The sequence below is a fragment of the Streptomyces sp. NPDC051561 genome (genome assembly GCF_044454195.1).
Lineage (GTDB): Bacteria > Actinomycetota > Actinomycetes > Streptomycetales > Streptomycetaceae > Streptomyces.
This window is the reverse complement of record NZ_JBITDM010000003.1, coordinates 25,829-46,051: the sequence shown is the minus strand read 5'-3', so window position 1 is coordinate 46,051 and position 20,223 is coordinate 25,829. Positions and strand designations below refer to the sequence as shown.

Genomic DNA, 20,223 nt, shown 5'->3' with positions numbered 1-20,223 from the left:
GTCCCTCACAGTGGGCTCAGACGGCCTCAAAGCCGTGCAGGGCCTGTGTCTCAAACCGGACGATCAGGAGGTTCGTCATGACTCGCGCTGGTGTCCATGCAGACGTCCACCCGGTACTGCGCCGCTCCACGGCGCCGCCCGCCGCCCTCGACCTGCTCGCCCAGGCCCGCTCCGGCCTGGAGGAGGCCGCCGTCACCGAGGCCGCCAACGAGCGGTACGCCACGGCCCACCTGGCAGCCCTGCGCACCGCCGCGGCCGTCCTGGCCGCCCGGGGCCGCCCCGAATCCACCCCGCGCCGCAGGCAGCGGATACGCAGCGCCTGGGAGGTGCTGCCGGAGACTGCCCCCGAACTGACCGAGTGGAGCGCCCTGTTCGCGTCGGGCGCCGAGCGCAGGGCCCGCGCCGAGGCGGGGATCCGCGGCGCCGCCAGCGCCCGGGACGCCGACGACCTGGTGCGCGACGCGGCGATGTTCCTCCGGCTGGTCGAGCGGATGCTGGTACTCCAGCCCGTGCTGCCCAGGGCCAGGGCGGAGGACGCACGGCCTGCCGGACCGGAGTCGCGGGGGAGCGGCTGACCCGGGCGGACCGGAGTCGCGGGGGAGCGGCTGACCCGGGCGTCATGGTCCGGGCGCCAGGACCTGGGTGGTGGCCGGGGCCATTAGGCTGGGCGGAGCCTTGCCGGTGGGCGCTCCGCCCCGGCCGGAGGGTGCCTTGTCAGCGGGTTCGCCCGCACCGTTCACCGAGGAGTCAATGCCGTGTCGGAACCGATGCGCCCCCGCGCCTCCCTCCGTACCGCCGTCGTCTGGGAGGTCCTCAAGGACGCTCTCGACCACCGCGCCAAGGAGACCGGCCGGGACACCCTGGACATCCTCGACACCGGGGGCGGCACCGGAAACTTCGCGGTACCGGTGGCCAGGCTGGGCCACCGTGTCACCGTGGTCGACCCCAGCCCCAACGCCCTCTTCGCCCTGGAGCGCCGGGCCGCCGAGGCAGGCGTCGCCGACCGGGTCAAGGGAGTCCAGGGCGACGCGCTGGGCCTCTTCGACGTGGTCGAGCGCGAGGGGTACGACGCGGTGCTGTGCCACGGCGTCCTGGAGTACGTCGACGACCCGGCCGAGGGCCTGGCCAACGTGGTGGCCGCGCTGCGCCCGGCCGGCACCCTCAGCCTGCTCGCGGCCGGCAGCGGCGGCGCCGTACTGGCCCGCGCCCTGGCCGGGCACTTCACCGAGGCCCGCCAGGCCCTCACCGACCCGGCGGGCCGCTGGGGCGAGGGCGACCCGGTGCCCCGCCGCTTCACCGCCGGGCAGCTCACCGAGCTGGCCGACGGGGCGGGCGTCCAGGTCGGTGCCATACACGGCGTGCGGGTCTTCGCCGACCTGGTCCCCGGCGTCCTGGTGGACACCGAACCCGGCGCCATGGAGGCCCTCCTCAAGCTGGAGGCAGCCGCCGCCGAACTTCCCGCCTTCCACGCGGTCGCCACCCAGCTGCACGTCCTGGGCGAGAAGCGCGCACCGGCGTAACTCCTCCCTTACTTCCCCCGCAGCCCGTCCGGAGCAATGGCCCGGGACTGCCCCAACAGCCCCGCCGGGGCGGCTGATCAGGGGCGGGAGCGGGTAGGTGTGGGGTACGGAGTCCGCCACAGGCCCCCCGATCAGCCTCCGGGCCCCGTATGATCGGGGGACACCGTCGGCATGACGGGTCGGCCGTTGGGGAATGCACGCTTCAACAGCCAAGCCGGCACGGCGGCCCGGATTGGCGAATTGGCGTAGAGGGCGGGTTTCACGGGGGCGATTCCCTGCCTATTCTGAAAGGGCCGCATCCGGTCGCCCCCCGCGACCGACGAGTAGGAGGACTCCGTGCCGCTCTCGGAGCACGAGCAGCGAATGCTCGAGCAAATGGAGCGAGCGCTGTACGCCGAAGATCCCAAATTCGCGACAGCGCTTGAGGGAAGCGGGCTGCGTACGTACACCCGGCGACGGGTCTACCAAGCGGTCGCAGGCTTTCTTGTGGGTATCGCGCTCCTCATGGCCGGCATGGTCGCCCAGGAAATCTGGGTGAGCGTGGTCGGATTCCTTGTCATGCTCGGTTGTGCCGTCCTCGCGGTCACCGGATGGCGCAAGGCTCCCAAACCGGGCGAACAGCCCGTTCCCGGCATGGCGCCCGCAGGGCGCCGCCAGCCGAGGCAGCGCCGCTCGGTCATGAACCGCATAGAGCAGCGCTGGCAGCGCCGCCGCGACGATCAACAGGGCGGCTGACACCGCCGAGACGGCCTGCACCCGGGCCGACAGCACGCCTGACAACGACGTGTGAGGGGCGACCACCGCAAGGTGGCCGCCCCTCACACGTCTCTCCCCACCCTCCAACGCTCCCCGACCACGCCCGTCGCACGGACGGCCACTCCTGTGGCGCGGGGCCTCGTGCCCCTGGGAGGGGGCCCGCGCGCCTTCCAGGGGCACGGGCCCCCACCCGTAGGCCGGTTACCCCCGCTGGCGGGATACCCTTCTCAACCCCCCGGCCCACCGCCCCCACATCTCGCCGGCCCGTCCCAGCACCGCGGAACCCCGTGCGGACACCGTCCACACCACCCGCACCGCCGATCGCGGCAGCAGGAGGGCACGGAGCCGGGTGCCGCGGCCCGCCGCCGCCCGCAGGCCCTCGCGTACCCGGTGCACGTCGTCCACCAGGCCGCTCCCGGCCTGCGGCACCGGTGCGTACAGCACCTGCTCCACCGCGCCCGCCGCCCGGTGCACCGCCTGGGCCGACGGCTCGTCCAGCGAGCCCAGCCGGACGATCCTGGCCGCCGTCTTGCGCGGGGTCTGCGACTCGTCGGGAGTCACCCCCACGTCCCACGCCGAGTCGGTGATCTCCCGCCAGGCGGCCAGTGTCCTGGCCGCCGCATCCGCCGGCGTACGACCGCCGGAGCCCAGCCGTCGTGCCCGCACCCTGGTCCGCCACAGCAGTGGCAGCAACGGCAGCCCCAGGACCACCAGCACACCCGCGGCGATCGCGGCGACCGTCCCGGCAGGGGTGCCCGTGTCGGTCGGATCGACCGGACCGGCCTGCGGGTTCTGCCCGCACTCGCCGAGCTTGCGGTCGGCCTCCGGGCAGCTGTTGGAGGGCTTGGGGGTGTTGGCCGGCACGTTCGACGCACCGGCGGTCGGCTGCGCCGGGTCGGTCGGGTTCTGCGAAGGGGCGTCCTGCCGGGTGTACTCGGGCGCGCTGCCCCGGGTCGGGGTCGGCTCGAAGCGGGTCCAGCCCAGGCCCTCGAAGTACAGCTCGGGCCAGGCGTGGGCGTCGCGCAGCCCGACCGACATGCTCTGGTCGGAGCGTGCCGTACCGGGGGTGAAGCCCACCGCGACCCGCGCCGGGATGCCCAGCGTGCGAGCCATCGCCGCCATCGAGAAGGAGAAGTGGACGCAGAAGCCCTCCTTCTGCTTCAGGAAGCGCGCGATGGCGGCGGAGCCGGTGCCGGACTGGACCTGGGTGTCATAGGTGAATCCGCCCTCGGAGGCGAACCAGTTCTGCAGCGCGACCGCCCGCTCGTAGTCGTTCGTGGCGTTCTTGACGACCTGGAGCGCCGTCTGCTTGACCACCGGCGGCAGCCCGGTGGGCACCTGGGTGTACTCCTTGCGGAGCGCGGCCGGTGCCTCCGGGGCCTGGGCCAGCTGTTCCTTCGTCGGCTGGACGGCCAGGCTGGTCACGCTGTACCGCACGCCCTTGGTGGTCTGCCCCCGGTCGCCGACCAGGGTGCGGCCCTCCGGCTCGAACCGCCAGCGTCCGCCGATCTCGACCTTGGTCGCGGGGAACGGCAGCGGCAGCCAGTTCTGCTCGTAGGAGTCGGCGGCCGAGATGTTGGTGTTGATCTCGACGGTGCCGACCTCGGTGCTCAGGCCCGCGGGCCGGGGCAGCGGAGCGGGTACGTCGCCGATCTCGCGCTCGGAGGACTTCCACGCCGTACCGTCGAACCGGTCCAGCGCCACGATCCGCAGATACATGTCCTGGGGCTGCTGGGAGGTGGTGCGGTAGCGCAGCACCTCGCGGTCGATCGGCTGGTTGAGGCTCTCCTGGAGCGAGACCAGGGGGTTCACCGCGGAGATGGTGCCGCCCCCGCCCGAGCCGCGCCCGGGACCACTGCCGCCGAGCAGCCCGCCGTTCAGGGTGGGCAGCAGGGCCGGGATCAGCAGGGCGACGCCCAGAGTGAGGGCGCCGATGCGCCGTCCGGTACGGATCGGGGCGAGCGGCGAGCCGCTGCCGGGCTCCATCCCGCCGACGCTCTGCCGGGACCGGTTCGGGGCCGCGCCGCCGAACACCCGCCCCCACTGCGAGAGCCGGTCCCGGCCCTCCGCGAGCAGCAGCAGCAGGAAACCGGAGGCCGCGAGCAGGAAGTACAGCCAGCTCGCACCGCCCCCGGAGAGGCCCGCGGCCACCGAGTACAGGGCGAGCAGCGGCAGTCCGGCCGGGGCCGCGCTGCGGAACGTCACCGCGAGCGCGTCCACCGCGAGGCCGATCAGCAGCACCCCGGAGATCAGCATCAGCCGGATCCCCTCGGACGCCGGCGCCGGGATCGCGTACCGGTTGACGTCCGCGGCACCGGTGCTCAGCAGCCGCCCGAACTCCTCGACCGCGTCGGGCCCCGGCAGGAACCCGAGCACCGCCTGGCCCCTGGCGAACAGCAGCGTCAACAGCACCAGGGAGACGACCAGTTGGACCGCCACGGTCAGCGCCTTGGCCAGCGGCACCCGCCGCGCCAGCGCCCCGACCCCCGCCTGCACGGCGACCAGGAACACCGCCTGGAGGAACCAGCCCGCATCCGTCACCAGCGGAATCAGCGCGGCCGCCGCCAGCAGGGTGGCGGCCAGCGCGCAGAGCGTCATCCGCCCGCGCCCGCTCATGACCAGCCCCCAGAAATCCCCGACATCCCCGAAGTCCCCGTCTTCATGCTCTTGTTGCCCGCCCCGCCGCCCCGCTGCGCCTCGGCCTGCCGCCACAGCTCGGGCAGCGGCCTGCCCGGAGGTACGCAGACGACCGTCCAGCCCGCCTCGCGCAGCCCCCGCATCCGCTCCTCGGCCTGCTCGCGCACCGCCACCGCGGCATCCTGCTCACAGGTCCACACCGCACTGTCCGTGACGAACGCGACCGCCCCGCCGGTCCGCTGGCGCATCTGCGCCGCGATCGCCGACTGGGTCGCGTCGAGGTCACCGAAGAAGGCGACCAGAAGTCCTTCGTTGCCGCCGCGCAGCACGTCGTACGACGGCGAGAGCCCACCGCCCTCGGAGTGCCCGACGACGGCCAGGGTGTCCATCATCAGCCCCGCCGAGTCCGCCGACTCCTGGGTGGAACCGGTGAATCCGCCCGCGCCGTCACCAGGCACCGCATTGCCGGTATCGGTCAACAGCCTTACCGAGAAGCCCCGTTCGAGCATGTGCACCAGCACGGAGGCCGCCCCGGACACCGCCCACTCGAAGGCCGAGTCGGGTCCGGCGCCGGCGTAGGCGTCCCGCCTGGTGTCGAGCAGCACCGTGCAGCGGGCCCGCTGCGGCTGCTCCTCGCGGCGCACCATCAGCTCGCCGTACCGGGCGGTGGAGCGCCAGTGCACCCGGCGCAGGTCGTCGCCGTGCCGGTAGCCGCGCGGAATGATGTCGTCCTCGCCGGCCAGCGCGAGCGACCGCAGCCGCCCGTCGCCGTACCCGTTGGCCTCACCCGTCAGACGTACCGGAGGCAGCGCCTCCACCCGGGGGATGACCGTCAGGGTGTCGTACGCGCTGAAGGAACGGCTCAGCTCGCACATCCCGAACGGGTCGGTCAGCCGCAGCTGCAACGGCCCCAGCGGATACCGTCCGCGCAAATCCGAGCGCACCCGGTAGGACACCTCGCGCCGCCCGCCCGCCTCCACCTTGTCCAGGACGAAGCGGGGGCGCGGCCCCAGCACGTACGGCACCCGGTCCTGGAGCATCAGCAGCCCGGTGGGCAGCCGGGACACGTTGTCCATCCGCAGGTGCACCCGCGCCTCGGACCCGGCAGGCACCCGCGCCGGGGTCAGCCGGCGGCTGCCCGCGACCCGGTAGCGGGTGCGGTACAGCACCAGCACACACATCAGCGGCAGCACCGCCAGAAGCATCCCCACCCGCAGCAGATCGCCCTGTCCCAGCACGTACGCGCACACCGCGGCCGCGAGCCCGGCCGCCAGGAACGACCGGCCGCGCGTGGTCAGCCCGGACAGGGCCGCCCGGATGCCGCCCTTCTCCCCGGGCTCGGCCTCGGGCCCCCCGGCGGACATCACAGCGGCCGGACGCCGGGCGTGCCGTACGGCGGCGGTGCCGGGGTGTTCCCGGTCGGCACCGGGATCCGCTGGAGGATCTCCAGCACGACCTGCTCGGCGGTCCGCCGGTTCAGCTGCGCCTGCGCGGTCGGCAGCAGCCGGTGCGCGAGCACCGCGACCGCCAGCGCCTGTACGTCGTCGGGCAGGGCGTAGTCCCGCCCGCTGAGGGCGGCCGACGACCTGGCCGCCCGCAGCAGGTGCAGGGTGGCGCGCGGGGAGGCGCCGAGGCGCAGGTCGGGGTGGTTGCGGGTGGCCCCGACCAGCTCGACGGCGTACCTGCGCACTGCGTCCGCGACATGCACCTTGCGCACCGCGTCGATCAGCTTCACGATGTCGTGCGCGTGCGCCACCGGCTGGAGGTCGTCCAGCGGGGAGATCCCGCCGTGCACGTCCAGCATCTGCAACTCGGCGTCCGGCGACGGGTATCCGATGGACACCCGCGCCATGAAGCGGTCGCGCTGTGCCTCGGGCAGCGGGTAGGTGCCCTCCATCTCGACCGGGTTCTGGGTGGCCACCACCATGAACGGGTTGGGCAGTTCGTAGGTCTGCCCGTCGATGGTGACCTGCCGCTCCTCCATGGACTCCAGGAGTGCGGACTGGGTCTTGGGCGACGCACGGTTGATCTCGTCGCCGATCACGATCTGCGCGAAGATCGCCCCCGGCTTGAACTCGAAGTCGCGCTGCTGCTGGTCGTAGATCGACACACCGGTGATGTCGGACGGCAGCAGGTCCGGTGTGAACTGGATACGCCGCACCGAACAGTCGATGGATCTCGCCAAGGCCTTCGCCAGCATCGTCTTGCCGACGCCCGGCACGTCCTCGATGAGCAGATGCCCCTCGGCGAGGAGCACGGTCAGCGAAAGCCGTACGACCTCCGGCTTGCCCTCGATCACAGCCTCCACCGACCTGCGGATCCGCTCCGCTGTGGTGGTCAGATCTGTGAGGCTCGCTCGATCGTCATAGGTCGTCACCCCGGCCCTCCTCGGCCCTTTCGGGCCGGCGTCACGACGACGCGAGCGGCCCACCCCGAAACACGGACAGCCCGGCCGGAAGGTTCCCGGCCGGATGTCTCGTACGCATTCTTGTTGCCGTTACCGCTTCGTGTCACTCGCCTGCGGACAAGTGAATGCGAAATGCCGGAGTTGGTGCTTTTTTGCGCCAGATCTTCGCCTGCGGATCGGCCGGTCGGACGAGATCGTCAGGCCGGGTCGATCTCCCGCAGCAGCCCCGACGTCACGTCGAACACGAACCCGCGCACGTCCCCCTTGTGCAGCAGGAACGGCGAGGTCCGCACGCGCTGCATCGACTGCCGCACGTCCTTGTCCACGTCGCGGAACGCCTCGACGGCCCAGGAGGGGCGCTGGCCGACCTCGTCCTCCAGCTCGTGCCGGAAGTCCTCGGTGAGGGACTCCAGACCGCAGTTGGTGTGGTGGATGAGTATGACGCTGGAGGTGCCCAGCGCCCGCTGGCTGATGGTGAGCGAGCGGATCACGTCGTCGGTCACCACGCCGCCGGCGTTGCGGATGGTGTGGCAGTCGCCGAGTTCGAGGCCGAGCGCGTCGTGCAGGTCGAGGCGGGCGTCCATGCAGGCGACGACGGCGACGTGCAGCACCGGCCGGGCGTCCATCCCCGGGTCGGTGAAGTCATCGGCGTACCGCTGATTGGCCGTGACGAGACGGTCGATGACCGTGGCCTCGTCGGAGCCGTCTCGCCCGTCGGGGCCTTCGGGAAGGGATACGGAAGTCGACATGAGTATGACGGTACTGGTCAGGCTGGGTCCCCTCCTGCGCGGGAGAGGGAAAAAGAAGGTCAACCAGGCGGGTTGTGAGCTAATCCACAAGGGTGGGAAGAGGTGCTCGACCCTTACCTCGTACGAGTGAATATCTGGTCGAAGGGTCTGTCGTGGGGCACGGCACGCGGTGCGCTGCCCGTTGATTGACCGCGAGGACGAGTGGACTAAAGTGACGCGAATCCAGTTGTTCCCCCCGCGCGCGGCAGTTACGTACGGCCCGGCCTCCGCCCGCTCGTCGGTCGGCCCCTGCGGTCGGCTCCCCTTCCCGAGCGGGTGGGGACCGGGCCGTACGTATGCGGGATCCCGGTCATTCGGTACGGATCCCCAGCCGCGCGCCCCTGCTTCGAGAGGGCGCATGAGCCAGTCCCGACACGTCCCGGTGATGCTCCAGCGATGCCTGGACATGTTGGCCCCGGCCATTTCCGAGCCCGGGGCGGTCGTCGTCGACTGCACCCTGGGGCTCGGCGGTCACAGCGAGGCCCTGCTCACCCAGTTCCCCGGCGTGCGGCTGATCGGCCTGGACCGCGACAAGGAGGCCCTGCGGCTCTCCGGCGAGCGGCTCGCGCCCTTCGGCGACCGGGCGACGCTGGTGCACGCGGTCTACGACGAGCTTCCCGACGTCACGGAGAGGCTCGGCATCCCGCGCGTCCAGGGCGTCCTCTTCGACCTCGGCGTCTCCTCCATGCAGCTCGACGAGGCCGACCGCGGCTTCGCGTACGCCCAGGACGCCCCGCTCGACATGCGCATGGACCAGTCCACCGGGGTCAGCGCCGCCGAGGTTCTCAACACCTACGCGCCCGGCGAACTGGTGCGCATCCTGCGCCAGTACGGCGAGGAGAAGCAGGCCAAGCGGATCGTCTCCGCCGTGGTCCGCGAGCGCGCCAAGGAGCCCTTCAGCAACAGCGCCCGGCTGGTGGAGCTGATCCGCGACTCGCTCCCGCAGGCCGCCAAGCGGACCGGGGGCAACCCCTCCAAGCGGACCTTCCAGGCGCTCCGTATCGAGGTCAACGGCGAACTGGACAGCGTCCAGGCCGCCATTCCGGCCGCCGTGCGGTCCGTCTCGGTCGGCGGCCGGGTCGTCGTGATGTCGTACCAGTCCCTGGAGGACCGGATCGTCAAGCAGGTCTTCGCGGCGGGCGCGGCCAACACCGCACCGCCGGGACTGCCGGTGGTCCCCGAGCGCTACCAGCCCCGGCTCAAGCTGCTCACCCGGGGCGCCGAACTGCCCACCGAGGAAGAGGTCGCCGAGAACCGCCGGGCCGCACCCGCCCGGCTGCGCGGCGCCCAGCGCATCCGGGAGGACGAGAGCGAGTGACCAAGCCGGCCAAGCAGTTGAGGGGGAGGGCCGCACGGCTGTCCCAGCTGTTGCCGCCGGGCCCCAGCCAGGCGGCCCGCACTCCCTTCGTGCTGCTGGTCGTGGTCCTCCTCGGCGGCGGCCTGATCTGTCTGCTGATGCTCAACTCGGCTCTCAACGAGGGCTCGTTCCGGCTGAACGACCTCAAGAAGCAGACCACCGAGCTGACCGACGAGGAACAGCAGCTCCAGCGCGACGTCGACGACCGCTCGGCCCCCGGCGCCCTGGAGCGCCGGGCCCGCGAGCTGAGCATGGTCCCCGGCGGCTCACCCGCCTTCCTGGACCCCGACGGCAAGGTCAGGGGTACGCCGACGGAAGCCACCGAGCCCCCGGAGCCCGCCCCCGAACCCGTACGACAACAGCGGGCGCCCCTGGCCCCACCGGCCGGACCCACTCCCTCCGCAAGCACCACCGCGAGTGCCCCGGCCTCCGCTCCACCGGCCTCCGCTCCTCCCGCTTCCGCGAGCCCGCCGCCCGCGCAGCCGTCCCCGGCACCACAGACACCGACACAGCAGACACCGACGACCTCCGGCAGGTGACGCAGTGCCCCCGAAGGCCCCGAGAGACGAACCGCGCCGACGGGTCCCGGCCCCAGGCCGGCCGCCCACGCGCAGCACCGCACCCCGCAAGGCCGCACCCCGCAAGCCCGCCGCCAAGGCCAAGCAGCTGCGGCTCGGCAGCCCCAAGCCCCGGCTGCGGCTGGTCGGTCTGGGCCTGACGCTGGTGATGGTGGCCTTCGTCGTACGGCTGTTCCAGGTCCAGGCGGTGGACGCGGCGACGTACACCGACAAGGCCGAGGCCCAGCGGCAGACCAGGCACACGCTGACCGCCGAGCGCGGCGAGATCACCGACCGCAGCGGCATCGCGCTGGCCGCGAGCGTGGACGCGCACGACATCACCGCCGACCCCTTCCTCTTCACCCCCGGGCAGAGCAAGCTGCGCGACGCACCCCAGCGGGCCGCCGCCCTGCTCGCCCCGATCCTCGGCAGGACCCCGGCGGAGCTCGCCAAGAAGCTCGCCACCCCCAAGACGCGGTACGTGGTCCTCGCCCGCCGCCAGACCCCGCAGGTCTGGAAGCAGCTCAAGGACCTGAAGAGCGTGTACGCGGACCGGGCCGAGGCCGCGAACCGGAAGAAGCCCAACTCCGCCACCAACCTGCTCGGCGGCATCCTCCAGGAGCCCAGCAGCACCCGCGTCTACCCCAACGGGGACCTGGCCGCCGGAATACTGGGTTACGTGAACGCCGCAGGCCGGGGCGCCGGCGGTCTGGAGGTCAAGCTCGACAAGGAACTCGCGGGCCAGGACGGTGAGATCACCTTCGCCCAGGCGGGCGGCCGCCGGGTGCCCACCGCGGGCGCCAACGAGACCCCCGCCGTGCCCGGCTCGGACATCGAACTGACTATCGATCGCGACATCCAGTGGGCGGCCCAGAACGCCATCGAGGACCAGGTCGAGAAGTCCAAGGCGGACCGCGGGTACGTCATAGTGCAGGACACCCGCACCGGCGAGGTGCTGGCGATGGCGAACGCCCCGGGCTTTGACCCCAATGACCTTTCGCAGGCGAACTCCGCGGCGATGGGCAACGCCGCCCTCCAGGACGCCTACGAGCCCGGCTCCACCTCGAAGATCATGTCGATGGCGGCCGTACTGGAGGAGAAGGCGGCCACCCCCGCCACCCATGTCGTGGTCCCCAACCGGCTCAAGCGCGGCGACCGCAACTTCAAGGACGACATCGACCACCCCACCTGGTACCTCACCCTCAACGGGGTGCTCGCCAAGTCCTCCAACATCGGCACCATCCTGGCCACCGGCGAACTCGGCGACACCCAGCCGGAGGCCAACAAGGTCCTCCACTCCTATCTCACCAAGTTCGGCATCGGCCGCCGCAGCGGCCTCGGCTTCCCCGGCGAAACGCCCGGCATCCTGGCCCCGCCGGACAAGTGGTCCACCTCGCAGCAGTACACGATCCCCTTCGGCCAGGGCCTGTCCCTGAACGCGATGCAGGCGGCCTCCGTCTACTCCACGATCGCCAACGGAGGAGTGCGGATCGAGCCGACCCTGGTACGAGGCACGAAGGGCCCGGACGGGCGCTTCACCCCCGCACCCGCACCGAAGAAGACCCGGGTGGTCAGCGAGCGGACCGCGGGGACCCTCTCCCAGATGCTGGAGTCCGTCGTCGACGACGAGGAGGGCACCGGCACCAAGGCCCGTATCCCCGGCTACCGGGTCGGCGGCAAGACCGGCACCTCCAACCGGGTGGACCCCATGACGGGCCGCTACAAGGGCTACACCGCCTCCTTCGCCGGCTTCGCGCCCGCCGACGAACCCCGCATCACCGTCTACTGCGCCATCCAGAACCCCACCAGGGGCAGCTACTTCGGCGGCCAGATCTGCGGCCCCATCTACAAGCAGGTCATGGAGTTCGCCCTGAAGACCCGCCAGGTCGCCCCCACCGGCGGCAAGCCCCCGCACCTCCCGGTCACCTTCACCCCGGGAAGCTGACCGGCCCGCGCCGGCCGGCCGGCCGGCGCGAACCGGCCGCCTGCTGGCCAGAACCCGACCCCCTCACCCGAACCCCTCGCTGTGAACCGGAAACCCTCAGTGACAACCCTCACCAACGACCCCCGAAATCGGGTTGCGCAGGCCCCCTGCTTTCGCCCGGAACCCATCACGCCGGGTACGCTCACCGCCGTGCCACACGCTGATCAGTCCCAAACCACCCAGAAGGACGCTCCGGTGAACTACCCCGGAGCGCCCAGGCCGGACCGGGTCCGCCCGACGACCCTCGGGGAGCTGGCCGAACGGCTGGGCATCGAGTCCCCAGGACCTGGAGAGACCACAGGAACCACCCCAGTCACCGACGGCGCAGTCACCGCCGCCACGGCGGGCGTCGAAGTCACGGGCATCACCCACGACTCCCGCGCCGTGCGCCCCGGCGACGTCTACGCCGCACTGCCCGGCGCCCGCCTGCACGGCGCCGACTTCGCCTCGCAGGCCGCCGAACTGGGCGCCGCGGCCGTCCTCACCGACCCGTCGGGGGCGGAGCGCGCCGCCGCCACCGGGCTGCCGGTGCTCGCCGTCGAGAACCCCCGCTCCAGGATGGGCCAGCTCGCCGCCGACATCTACGGCAACCCCGGCCGCGACCTGCTCCAGATCGGCATCACCGGAACCTCCGGCAAGACCACCACGGCGTACCTCGTCGAGGGCGGTCTCAAGGCGGCCGGCGATCTCCCGGGCCTCATCGGCACGGTCGAGATGCGGATCGGCGAGACGCGCATCAAGTCCGAGCGGACCACCCCCGAGGCCACCGACCTCCAGGCGCTCTTCGCCGTCATGCGCGAACGCGGCGTCAAGTCGGTCGCCATGGAGGTATCCAGCCACGCCCTGGTGCTCGGCCGGGTCGACGCCTGCGTCTTCGACGTCGCCGTCTTCAACAACCTGAGCCCCGAGCACATGGAGTTCCACTCCGACATGGAGGACTACTTCCGGGCGAAGGCGCAGCTCTTCACCCCGGAGCGCTCCCGCCTCGGAGTCCTCAACTTCGACGACGAGTACGGCCGCCGTCTGGTCACCGAGTCCGGTGTGCCGGTGATCACGTTCTCCGCCGAGGGCCACCCCGACGCGGACTGGCGCGCCGACAAGGTGGAGGTCGGACCGCAGTCCAGCACCTTCACCGTGCTCGGGCCCAAGGGTGAGCACATCAGTGCGACCGCCCCGCTGCCGGGCACCTTCAACGTCGCCAACACCCTCGCCGCGATCGTCACCCTGGCCGCCGCCGGGTACGACCCGCAGACCGCCGCCGACGGCGTCGCCGCCGTCCCCGGCGTCCCGGGCCGTCTGGAGCGCGTCGACGCCGGACAGGACTACCTCGCCGTCGTCGACTACGCCCACAAGACGGATGCCGTCGAATCGGTGCTGCGCGCCCTGCGCAAGGTCACCGAGGGGCAGCTGCACATCGTGCTCGGCTGCGGCGGCGACCGCGACAAGCAGAAGCGCGGCCCGATGGGCGCGGCGGCCGCCAGGCTCGCCGACACCGCCGTACTGACCTCCGACAACCCCCGCTCCGAGGACCCTCTCGCGATCCTCGCGACCATGCTCGCGGGCGCGGCCGAAGTGCCCGCGCACGAGCGCGGCGATGTCGCCGTGTTCGAGGACCGGGCCGCCGCCGTCGCCGAGGCAGTCGCCCGCGCGAAGACCGGCGACACCGTCCTCGTGGCGGGCAAGGGCCACGAACAGGGCCAGGACATCGCCGGAGTGATCCGCCCCTTCGACGACCGCACGGTGCTGCGCGACGCCATCGAGCGCCGCCGGCACGAGATGGGATGAAGCAGTGATCGCCCTCTCCCTCGCCGAGATCGCCGACCTCGTCAGCGGACAGACGCACGACATACCGGACACCGGCCTTGAGGTCACGGGTCCGGTCGTCATCGACTCCCGCCAGGTACGGCCCGGTTCGCTCTTCGCCGCGTACGCCGGTGAGCACGTCGACGGCCACGACTACGCCGAGCGCGCCATCGGCGCGGGCGCGGTGGCGGTCCTCGCCACCCGCCCCGTCGGCGTGCCCGCGATCGTCGTCCCCGACGTGACCGAGGCACTGGGCGCGCTGGCCCGCAGCGTCGTCGCGCGCCTGGGCACCGACGTCGTCGCCCTCACCGGATCGGCGGGCAAGACCTCCACCAAGGACCTGATCGCCCAGCTCCTGGAGCGCAAGGCCCCCACCGTCTACCCGGCGGGCAACCTCAACAACGAGATCGGCCTGCCGCTGACGGCACTGCGCGTCGCCGAGGACACCCAGCACCTGGTCCTCGAAATGGGCGCCCGCTACGTCGGCGACATCCGCTACCTCACCGGGCTCGTCCCGCCGCGCATCGGCCTCGTCCTCAACGTCGGGACCGCGCACGTCGGCGAGTTCGGCAGCCGCGAGAAGATCGCCCAGGCCAAGGGCGAGCTGGTCGAGTCGCTGCCGGCAGCAGACGAAGGGCCCGAAGGGCTTCCTCAGAAGGGCGGGGGCGGGAGACGGGCGGGCGGGGTCGCCGTACTGAACGCGGACGACCACCTCGTACGGGAGATGGCCTCGCGCACCAAGGCGCGGGTGCTGTACTTCGGCGAGTCGGACACCGCGGACGTACGGGCCGAGAACGTCCGGCTGACCGACCAGGGGCAGCCTGCCTTCACGCTCTGCACACCCTCCGGGTGCAGTGACGTGACCATGCGGCTGTACGGTGAGCACCACGTGTCGAACGCGCTCGCCGCGGCCGCCGTCGCCCATGAGCTGGGCCTGTCCGTCGACGAGATCGCCGTGGCGCTCTCCGAGGCGGGGACCCTCTCCCGCTGGCGCATGGAGGTCACCGAGCGTCCCGACGGCGTGACGGTTGTCAACGACGCCTACAACGCGAACCCCGAATCCATGCGAGCCGCCCTGCGCGCGCTCGCGTCCATGGGCAAGGGGCGGCGGACCTGGGCGGTGCTCGGTCACATGGCCGAGCTGGGGGACACCTCGCTCGTCGAGCACGACGCGATCGGACGGCTCGCCGTCCGACTCAACGTCAGCAAGCTTCTTGCAGTCGGGGGCCGGGAGGCTTCCTGGCTGCAACTGGGCGCCTATAACGAGGGTTCGTGGGGTGAGGAGTCGGTGCACGTGTCCGACACGCAGGCGGCGATCGACCTGTTGCGCGGGGAACTGCGGCCGGGAGACGTCGTGCTGGTGAAGGCATCCAGGTCGGTCGGCCTCGAAGCCGTCGCCCAGGCGCTGCTCGATCCCGCCACCGAGGGTGAGGTCCAAGGCGCATGAGCCAGATCCTCTTCGCAGGGGCCATCGGCCTCTTCCTGACGCTCATCGGCACCCCGCTGCTGATCAAGCTGCTCGCCCGCAAGGGGTACGGGCAGTTCATCCGTGACGACGGCCCCCGCGGCCACCACGGCAAGCGCGGCACGCCGACCATGGGCGGCATCGCCTTCATCATGGCCACGCTCATCGCGTACGCCCTGACGAAGGTGCTCACCTCCAGCCAGCCCACCCTCTCCGGTGTGCTGGTGCTCTTCCTGATGGCCGGCATGGGCCTGGTCGGCTTCCTCGACGACTACATCAAGATCGTCAAGCAGCGTTCGCTGGGTCTGCGGGCCAAGGCGAAGATGCTCGGCCAGCTGATCGTCGGCACCGCCTTCGCGGTGCTCTCGCTCAACTTCGCCGACAGCCGCGGCCAGACCCCGGCCTCCGACCGGCTCTCCTTCGTCACCGACTTCGGCTGGTCGATCACACCGGTGCTGTTCGTGGTGTGGGCGCTGTTCATGATCCTGGCGATGTCGAACGGCGTGAACCTCACCGACGGCCTCGACGGACTGGCCACCGGCGCCTCCGTGATGGTCTTCGGCGCGTACACCTTCATCGGTCTGTGGCAGTTCCAGGAGTCCTGCGCCAACGCTCCCGGCCTGACCAACCCCAACGCCTGCTTCGAGGTCCGCGACCCGCTCGACCTCGCGGTCGTCGCCTCGGCGCTGATGGGCTCCTGCTTCGGCTTCCTGTGGTGGAACACCTCGCCGGCCAAGATCTTCATGGGTGACACCGGTTCGCTCGCCCTCGGCGGCGCGCTCGCCGGTCTGGCGATCTGCTCCCGCACCGAGCTGCTGATGGCCATCCTCGGCGGACTCTTCGTCCTCATCACCATGTCGGTGGTCATCCAGGTCGGCTCCTTCAAGATGACCGGCAAGCGGGTCTTCCGGATGGCGCCGCTCCAGCACCACTTCGAACTCAAGGGGTGGTCCGAAGTTCTTGTGGTGGTCCGCTTCTGGATCATCCAGGGCATGTGCGTCATCGTCGGCCTCGGACTCTTCTACGCGGGATGGGCAGCCGGAAAGTGACGACCTGGCAGGACCGCAGCATCACCGTCGCCGGTCTCGGCGTGAGCGGCATCAGTGCCGCCCGCGCCCTGGCCGGCCTCGGCGCCCGCATCACCGTCGTCGACGGCGGCGACAGCGCCACGCACCGGGCCCGCGCGGCGGAGCTCGAAAGCGAAGGCATCGCCGTACGTCTGGCGGACCCGGACACCCTCCCCGAGGGCACCGAGCTCGTGGTCACCTCCCCCGGCTGGAAGCCGGACAGCCCACTCTTCGCGCAGGCCGCGAAGGCGGGCGTGGACGTGGTCGGCGACGTCGAGATCGCCTGGCAGCTGCGCGGCCCCGGCGCCGCCCCCTGGCTGGCGATCACCGGCACCAACGGCAAGACCACGACCACCCAGATGCTGGCCTCGATCCTCACCGCCGAGGGCCTGCGCACCGCGGCCGTCGGCAACATCGGTACGCCGATCATCGACGTGGTGCTCCAGGGCGAGGCGTACGACGTGCTGGCCGTCGAGCTCTCCAGCTACCAGCTGCACTGGGCCCCCTCGCTGCGCGCCCACTCCGCCGCCGTGCTCAACCTGGCGCCGGACCACCTCGACTGGCACGGCTCGATGGACGCCTACGCCGCCGACAAGGGCCGTATCTACGAGGGCAACCAGACCGCCTGCGTCTACAACGTCGCCGACGAGGCCACCGAGCACCTGGTCCGCGAGGCCGACGTCGAGGAGGGCTGCCGCGCCATCGGCTTCACCCTGGGCGCCCCGGGCCCCTCCCAGCTCGGCATCGTCGACGGCATCCTCGTCGACCGCGCCTTCGTCACGAACCGTCAGAAGAACGCCCAGGAGCTGGCCGAGGTCTCCGACGTCACCCCGGCCGCCCCGCACAACCTCGCCAACGCCCTCGCGGCCGCCGCGCTGGCCCGTGCGTACGGCGTCAAGCCCGCTTCCGTACGGGAGGGCCTGCGCGCCTTCCGCCCGGACGCGCACCGCATCGAGCACGTCGCGGACGTCGCGGGTGTGACGTACATCGACGACTCCAAGGCGACCAACACCCACGCCACCGAGGCCTCCCTGGCGGCGTACGAGTCCATCGTCTGGATCGCAGGCGGCCTCGCCAAGGGCGCCACCTTCGACGCGCTCGTGACGAGGTCGGCGAAGCACCTGCGCGGTGTGGTGCTGATCGGCGCCGACCGTGCGCTGATCGCCGAAGCCCTGGCGCGACACGCCCCCGAGGTGCCGGTGGTCGACCTCGACCGGACCGACACTGGGGCGATGTCGGCGGCGGTCCGCGAAGCGGCTGCACTCGCGAAGCCGGGGGACACGGTGCTGATGGCCCCGGCCTGCGCCTCGATGGACATGTTCGCCAACTACAACGAGCGCGGCGAGGCCTTCGCCGATGCCGTACGCGAACTGGCCGACGACACCGGCCGGTAGGCTCACGCACCCCCGGCCTCCCGGCCCTGCTCATCGGCGCACGAGTTGTTGGAGGGGACCTTCGAGATGCCGGCCACGGCCAGAAAGACGCCACGGGTCCGTACCGCCGCCCTGCGCGGCGCTGCGGCGCCACGCCGCCCCCGTGGGCCGAGCGCCCCCCAGCGGCTCCACGAGCAGCTCCGCAGGGCCTGGGACCGCCCCCTGACGGCGTACTACGTCATCCTCGGCAGCGCCCTGCTGATCACCGGCCTCGGCCTGGTGATGGTCTACTCCGCCTCGATGATCCAGGCACTCCGCTTCGACCTGCCCGGCTCGTACTTCTTCCGCAAGCAGCTGCTGGCCGCGACCCTCGGCGGCGTACTGCTGCTGATCGCCTCCCGGATGCCGGTCAAGCTGCACCGCGCACTCTCCTACCCGCTGCTCGCGGGCACCGTCTTCCTGATGGCGCTGGTGCAGATCCCCGGGATAGGGCACGCGGTCAAGGGCAACCAGAACTGGATCTCCATCGGCGGCCCCTTCCAGCTCCAGCCCAGCGAGTTCGGCAAGCTCGCGCTGATCCTGTGGGGCGCCGACCTGCTCGCCCGCAAACAGGACAAGCACCTCCTGGCGCAGTGGAAGCACATGCTGGTGCCGCTCGTTCCGGTGACCTTCATGCTGCTCGGGCTGATCATGCTCGGCGGCGACATGGGCACCGCGATGATCCTCACCGCGATCCTTTTCGGCCTGTTGTGGCTGGCCGGCGCCCCCACCCGGCTGTTCGCGGGAGTCCTGGGCTTCGCGGGACTCCTCGGTTTCGCCCTGATCAAGACAAGTGACAACCGGATGGCCCGGCTGGAATGCATCCTGCGTACGGAGATGGGCCCCGAGGGCCAGTGCCAGCAGGCGGTGCACGGAATCTACGCCCTCGCGTCCGGTGGCTGGTTCGGATCCGGACTCGGTGCGAGCGTGGAAAAATGGGGCCAACTTCCCGAGCCCCACAACGACTTCATCTTCGCCATCACCGGCGAGGAACTGGGTCTGGCGGGGACGCTGTCGGTACTCGCCCTGTTCGCGGCCCTAGGCTATGCGGGTATCCGCGTGGCCGGACGCACGGAGGACCCCTTCGTGAGGTACGCCGCGGGAGGTGTGATCACCTGGATCATGGCGCAGGCCACGATCAACATCGGTGCGGTGCTCGGTCTGTTGCCGATCGCCGGTGTCCCGCTCCCGCTGTTCTCGTACGGGGGCTCGGCCCTGCTGCCGACCATGTTCGCCGTGGGGTTGCTGATCGCCTTCGCGAGACAGGACCCGGCGGCGCGGGGCGCACTGGCCATGAGGCGGCCCGGGACGAGATGGAAAACGATGAGACGGCGCGTCACGAAGCGTCCGTCCGGAGAGCGGTGAATTTCGGTGCATGTCGTACTCGCCGGTGGGGGGACCGCCGGCCACATCGAGCCCGCGCTCGCCCTCGCGGACGCCCTGCGCAGGCAGGACCCCACCGTGGGGATCACGGCCCTCGGCACGGAACGGGGCCTGGAGACCAGGCTGGTTCCGGAACGCGGTTACGAACTCGGGCTGATCCCCGCGGTGCCGCTGCCCCGCAAGCCCACCCCTGAACTGATCACCGTCCCCGGGCGGCTGCGCGGGACCATCAAGGCCGCCGAGCAGATCCTGGAGCGCACCAAGGCGGACTGCGTCGTCGGCTTCGGCGGCTACGTCGCCCTGCCCGGCTACCTCGCGGCCAAGCGCCTCGGGGTGCCGATCATCGTCCACGAGGCCAACGCCCGCCCGGGCCTGGCCAACAAGATCGGTTCGCGGTACGCGGCCGCCGTCGCGGTCTCCACGCCCGACAGCAAGCTGAGGGGTGCCCGCTACATCGGCATCCCGCTGCGCCGCACCATCGCCACCCTGGACCGCGGGGCCGTCCGCCCCGAGGCGCGTGCCGCGTTCGGGCTCGACCCGAACCTGCCGACGCTGCTGGTCTCCGGCGGCTCGCAGGGCGCCCGGCGCCTCAACGAGGTGGTCCAGCAGGCCGCCCCGTACCTCCAGCGGGCCGGAATCCAGATCCTGCACGCGGTCGGTCCCAAGAACGAGATGCCGCGCGTGGACAACATGCCCGGTATGCCGCCCTACATCCCGGTACCGTACGTGGACCGGATGGACCTGGCATACGCCGCGGCCGACATGATGCTCTGCCGCGCGGGTGCCATGACCGTCGCCGAACTCTCCGCCGTCGGGCTTCCCGCCGCCTACGTCCCGCTGCCCATCGGCAACGGCGAACAGCGGTTGAACGCCCAGCCGGTGGTCAACGCCGGCGGTGGACTCCTGGTGGACGACGCGGTCCTGACCCCCGAGTGGGTCCAGGCCAACGTCCTGCCCGTCCTCTCCGACCCGCACCGTCTCTACGAGATGTCGCGCGCGGCCGCGGAGTTCGGCCGCCGGGACGCCGACGAGCTCCTCGTCGGCATGGTCCACCAGGCGATCGCAGCACGCCGGGCCGGCTGACCGG

The 20,223-nt window shown here is 71.6% G+C and carries 16 protein-coding genes; 12 read left to right on the top strand and 4 right to left on the bottom strand.

Annotation, left to right across the window (positions count from 1 at the left end; all coding sequences use genetic code 11):
* Positions 1-77: 77 nt before the first annotated feature.
* From ACIA73_RS08210 to ACIA73_RS08200, 3 genes are all read left to right on the top strand, one after another.
* Entirely contained in the window at positions 78-575 is a 498-nt protein-coding gene (locus ACIA73_RS08210) for an SAV_6107 family HEPN domain-containing protein (protein ID WP_399437526.1), read from the top strand.
* A gap of 180 nt (positions 576-755) precedes the next feature.
* Positions 756-1,520: a class I SAM-dependent methyltransferase gene (locus ACIA73_RS08205; RefSeq protein ID WP_399437525.1), complete on the top strand. Its 765-nt coding sequence runs from the start codon at positions 756-758 to the stop codon at positions 1,518-1,520.
* 336 nt (positions 1,521-1,856) lie between these two features.
* The gene (locus ACIA73_RS08200; RefSeq protein ID WP_399437524.1) at positions 1,857-2,255 is read left to right on the top strand and encodes a DUF3040 domain-containing protein; all 399 of its coding nucleotides are present in this window, start codon (positions 1,857-1,859) and stop codon (positions 2,253-2,255) included.
* A 222-nt stretch (positions 2,256-2,477) separates the two neighbouring features.
* On the opposite strand, the gene ACIA73_RS08195 is transcribed toward ACIA73_RS08200, so the two are convergent.
* The 4 genes from ACIA73_RS08195 to ACIA73_RS08180 form a co-directional block, all read right to left on the bottom strand.
* Complete coding sequence (locus ACIA73_RS08195; RefSeq protein ID WP_399437523.1) at positions 2,478-4,892, bottom strand: DUF3488 and DUF4129 domain-containing transglutaminase family protein; 2,415 nt, start codon at positions 4,890-4,892, stop codon at positions 2,478-2,480.
* Positions 4,889-6,277, bottom strand: coding sequence for a DUF58 domain-containing protein (locus ACIA73_RS08190; protein WP_399437522.1), 1,389 nt, complete (start codon positions 6,275-6,277; stop codon positions 4,889-4,891). Before ACIA73_RS08190 ends, ACIA73_RS08195 begins: the two co-directional genes overlap by 4 nt.
* The gene (locus ACIA73_RS08185; protein ID WP_399437521.1) at positions 6,277-7,290 is read right to left on the bottom strand and encodes an AAA family ATPase; all 1,014 of its coding nucleotides are present in this window, start codon (positions 7,288-7,290) and stop codon (positions 6,277-6,279) included. The genes ACIA73_RS08190 and ACIA73_RS08185 overlap by 1 nt, the downstream gene beginning before the upstream one ends.
* 227 nt (positions 7,291-7,517) lie before the next feature.
* Positions 7,518-8,069 (bottom strand): beta-class carbonic anhydrase, encoded by a 552-nt coding sequence (locus ACIA73_RS08180; protein WP_399437520.1) that lies wholly within the window; start codon positions 8,067-8,069, stop codon positions 7,518-7,520.
* A 397-nt stretch (positions 8,070-8,466) separates the two neighbouring features.
* On the opposite strand from ACIA73_RS08180, the gene rsmH reads away from it, so the two are divergent.
* From rsmH to murG, 9 genes are all read left to right on the top strand, one after another.
* Positions 8,467-9,426 carry a 16S rRNA (cytosine(1402)-N(4))-methyltransferase RsmH gene (gene rsmH / locus ACIA73_RS08175; RefSeq protein WP_399437519.1) on the top strand — a complete coding sequence of 320 codons (960 nt, stop codon included), beginning with the start codon at positions 8,467-8,469 and terminating at the stop codon, positions 9,424-9,426.
* On the top strand, positions 9,423-10,004 hold the full coding sequence (locus ACIA73_RS08170) for a septum formation initiator (protein ID WP_399437518.1): 582 nt from the start codon (positions 9,423-9,425) through the stop codon (positions 10,002-10,004). The genes rsmH and ACIA73_RS08170 overlap by 4 nt, the downstream gene beginning before the upstream one ends.
* A gap of 4 nt (positions 10,005-10,008) precedes the next feature.
* Complete coding sequence (locus ACIA73_RS08165; protein WP_399437517.1) at positions 10,009-11,967, top strand: peptidoglycan D,D-transpeptidase FtsI family protein; 1,959 nt, start codon at positions 10,009-10,011, stop codon at positions 11,965-11,967.
* A 99-nt stretch (positions 11,968-12,066) separates the two neighbouring features.
* Entirely contained in the window at positions 12,067-13,791 is a 1,725-nt protein-coding gene (locus ACIA73_RS08160; RefSeq protein WP_399437516.1) for a UDP-N-acetylmuramoyl-L-alanyl-D-glutamate--2,6-diaminopimelate ligase, read from the top strand.
* 4 nt (positions 13,792-13,795) lie between these two features.
* Positions 13,796-15,256 carry a UDP-N-acetylmuramoyl-tripeptide--D-alanyl-D-alanine ligase gene (murF, locus tag ACIA73_RS08155; RefSeq protein WP_399437515.1) on the top strand — a complete coding sequence of 487 codons (1,461 nt, stop codon included), beginning with the start codon at positions 13,796-13,798 and terminating at the stop codon, positions 15,254-15,256.
* On the top strand, positions 15,253-16,323 hold the full coding sequence (gene mraY / locus ACIA73_RS08150) for a phospho-N-acetylmuramoyl-pentapeptide-transferase (protein ID WP_399437514.1): 1,071 nt from the start codon (positions 15,253-15,255) through the stop codon (positions 16,321-16,323). The genes murF and mraY overlap by 4 nt, the downstream gene beginning before the upstream one ends.
* Positions 16,305-17,735 carry a UDP-N-acetylmuramoyl-L-alanine--D-glutamate ligase gene (gene murD / locus ACIA73_RS08145; protein WP_399437513.1) on the top strand — a complete coding sequence of 477 codons (1,431 nt, stop codon included), beginning with the start codon at positions 16,305-16,307 and terminating at the stop codon, positions 17,733-17,735. The genes mraY and murD overlap by 19 nt, the downstream gene beginning before the upstream one ends.
* Positions 17,736-17,801: 66 nt before the next feature.
* Positions 17,802-19,118, top strand: coding sequence for a putative lipid II flippase FtsW (gene ftsW / locus ACIA73_RS08140; RefSeq protein ID WP_399437512.1), 1,317 nt, complete (start codon positions 17,802-17,804; stop codon positions 19,116-19,118).
* A 6-nt stretch (positions 19,119-19,124) separates the two neighbouring features.
* A complete protein-coding gene (gene murG / locus ACIA73_RS08135) occupies positions 19,125-20,219 on the top strand; it encodes an undecaprenyldiphospho-muramoylpentapeptide beta-N-acetylglucosaminyltransferase (RefSeq protein ID WP_399437511.1) in 1,095 nt (364 codons plus the stop codon).
* Positions 20,220-20,223: the final 4 nt, after the last annotated feature.

Coding starts and splice junctions, on each gene's coding strand:
- ACIA73_RS08195 (WP_399437523.1), bottom strand. CDS start 4,892: ATGAGCGGGCGCGGGCGGATGACGCTCTGCGCGCTGGCCGCCACCCTG.
- ACIA73_RS08190 (WP_399437522.1), bottom strand. CDS start 6,277: ATGTCCGCCGGGGGGCCCGAGGCCGAGCCCGGGGAGAAGGGCGGCATC.
- ACIA73_RS08180 (WP_399437520.1), bottom strand. CDS start 8,069: ATGTCGACTTCCGTATCCCTTCCCGAAGGCCCCGACGGGCGAGACGGC.
- murD (WP_399437513.1), top strand. CDS start 16,305: ATGGGCAGCCGGAAAGTGACGACCTGGCAGGACCGCAGCATCACCGTC.
- rsmH (WP_399437519.1), top strand. CDS start 8,467: ATGAGCCAGTCCCGACACGTCCCGGTGATGCTCCAGCGATGCCTGGAC.
- ftsW (WP_399437512.1), top strand. CDS start 17,802: ATGCCGGCCACGGCCAGAAAGACGCCACGGGTCCGTACCGCCGCCCTG.
- ACIA73_RS08210 (WP_399437526.1), top strand. CDS start 78: ATGACTCGCGCTGGTGTCCATGCAGACGTCCACCCGGTACTGCGCCGC.
- mraY (WP_399437514.1), top strand. CDS start 15,253: ATGAGCCAGATCCTCTTCGCAGGGGCCATCGGCCTCTTCCTGACGCTC.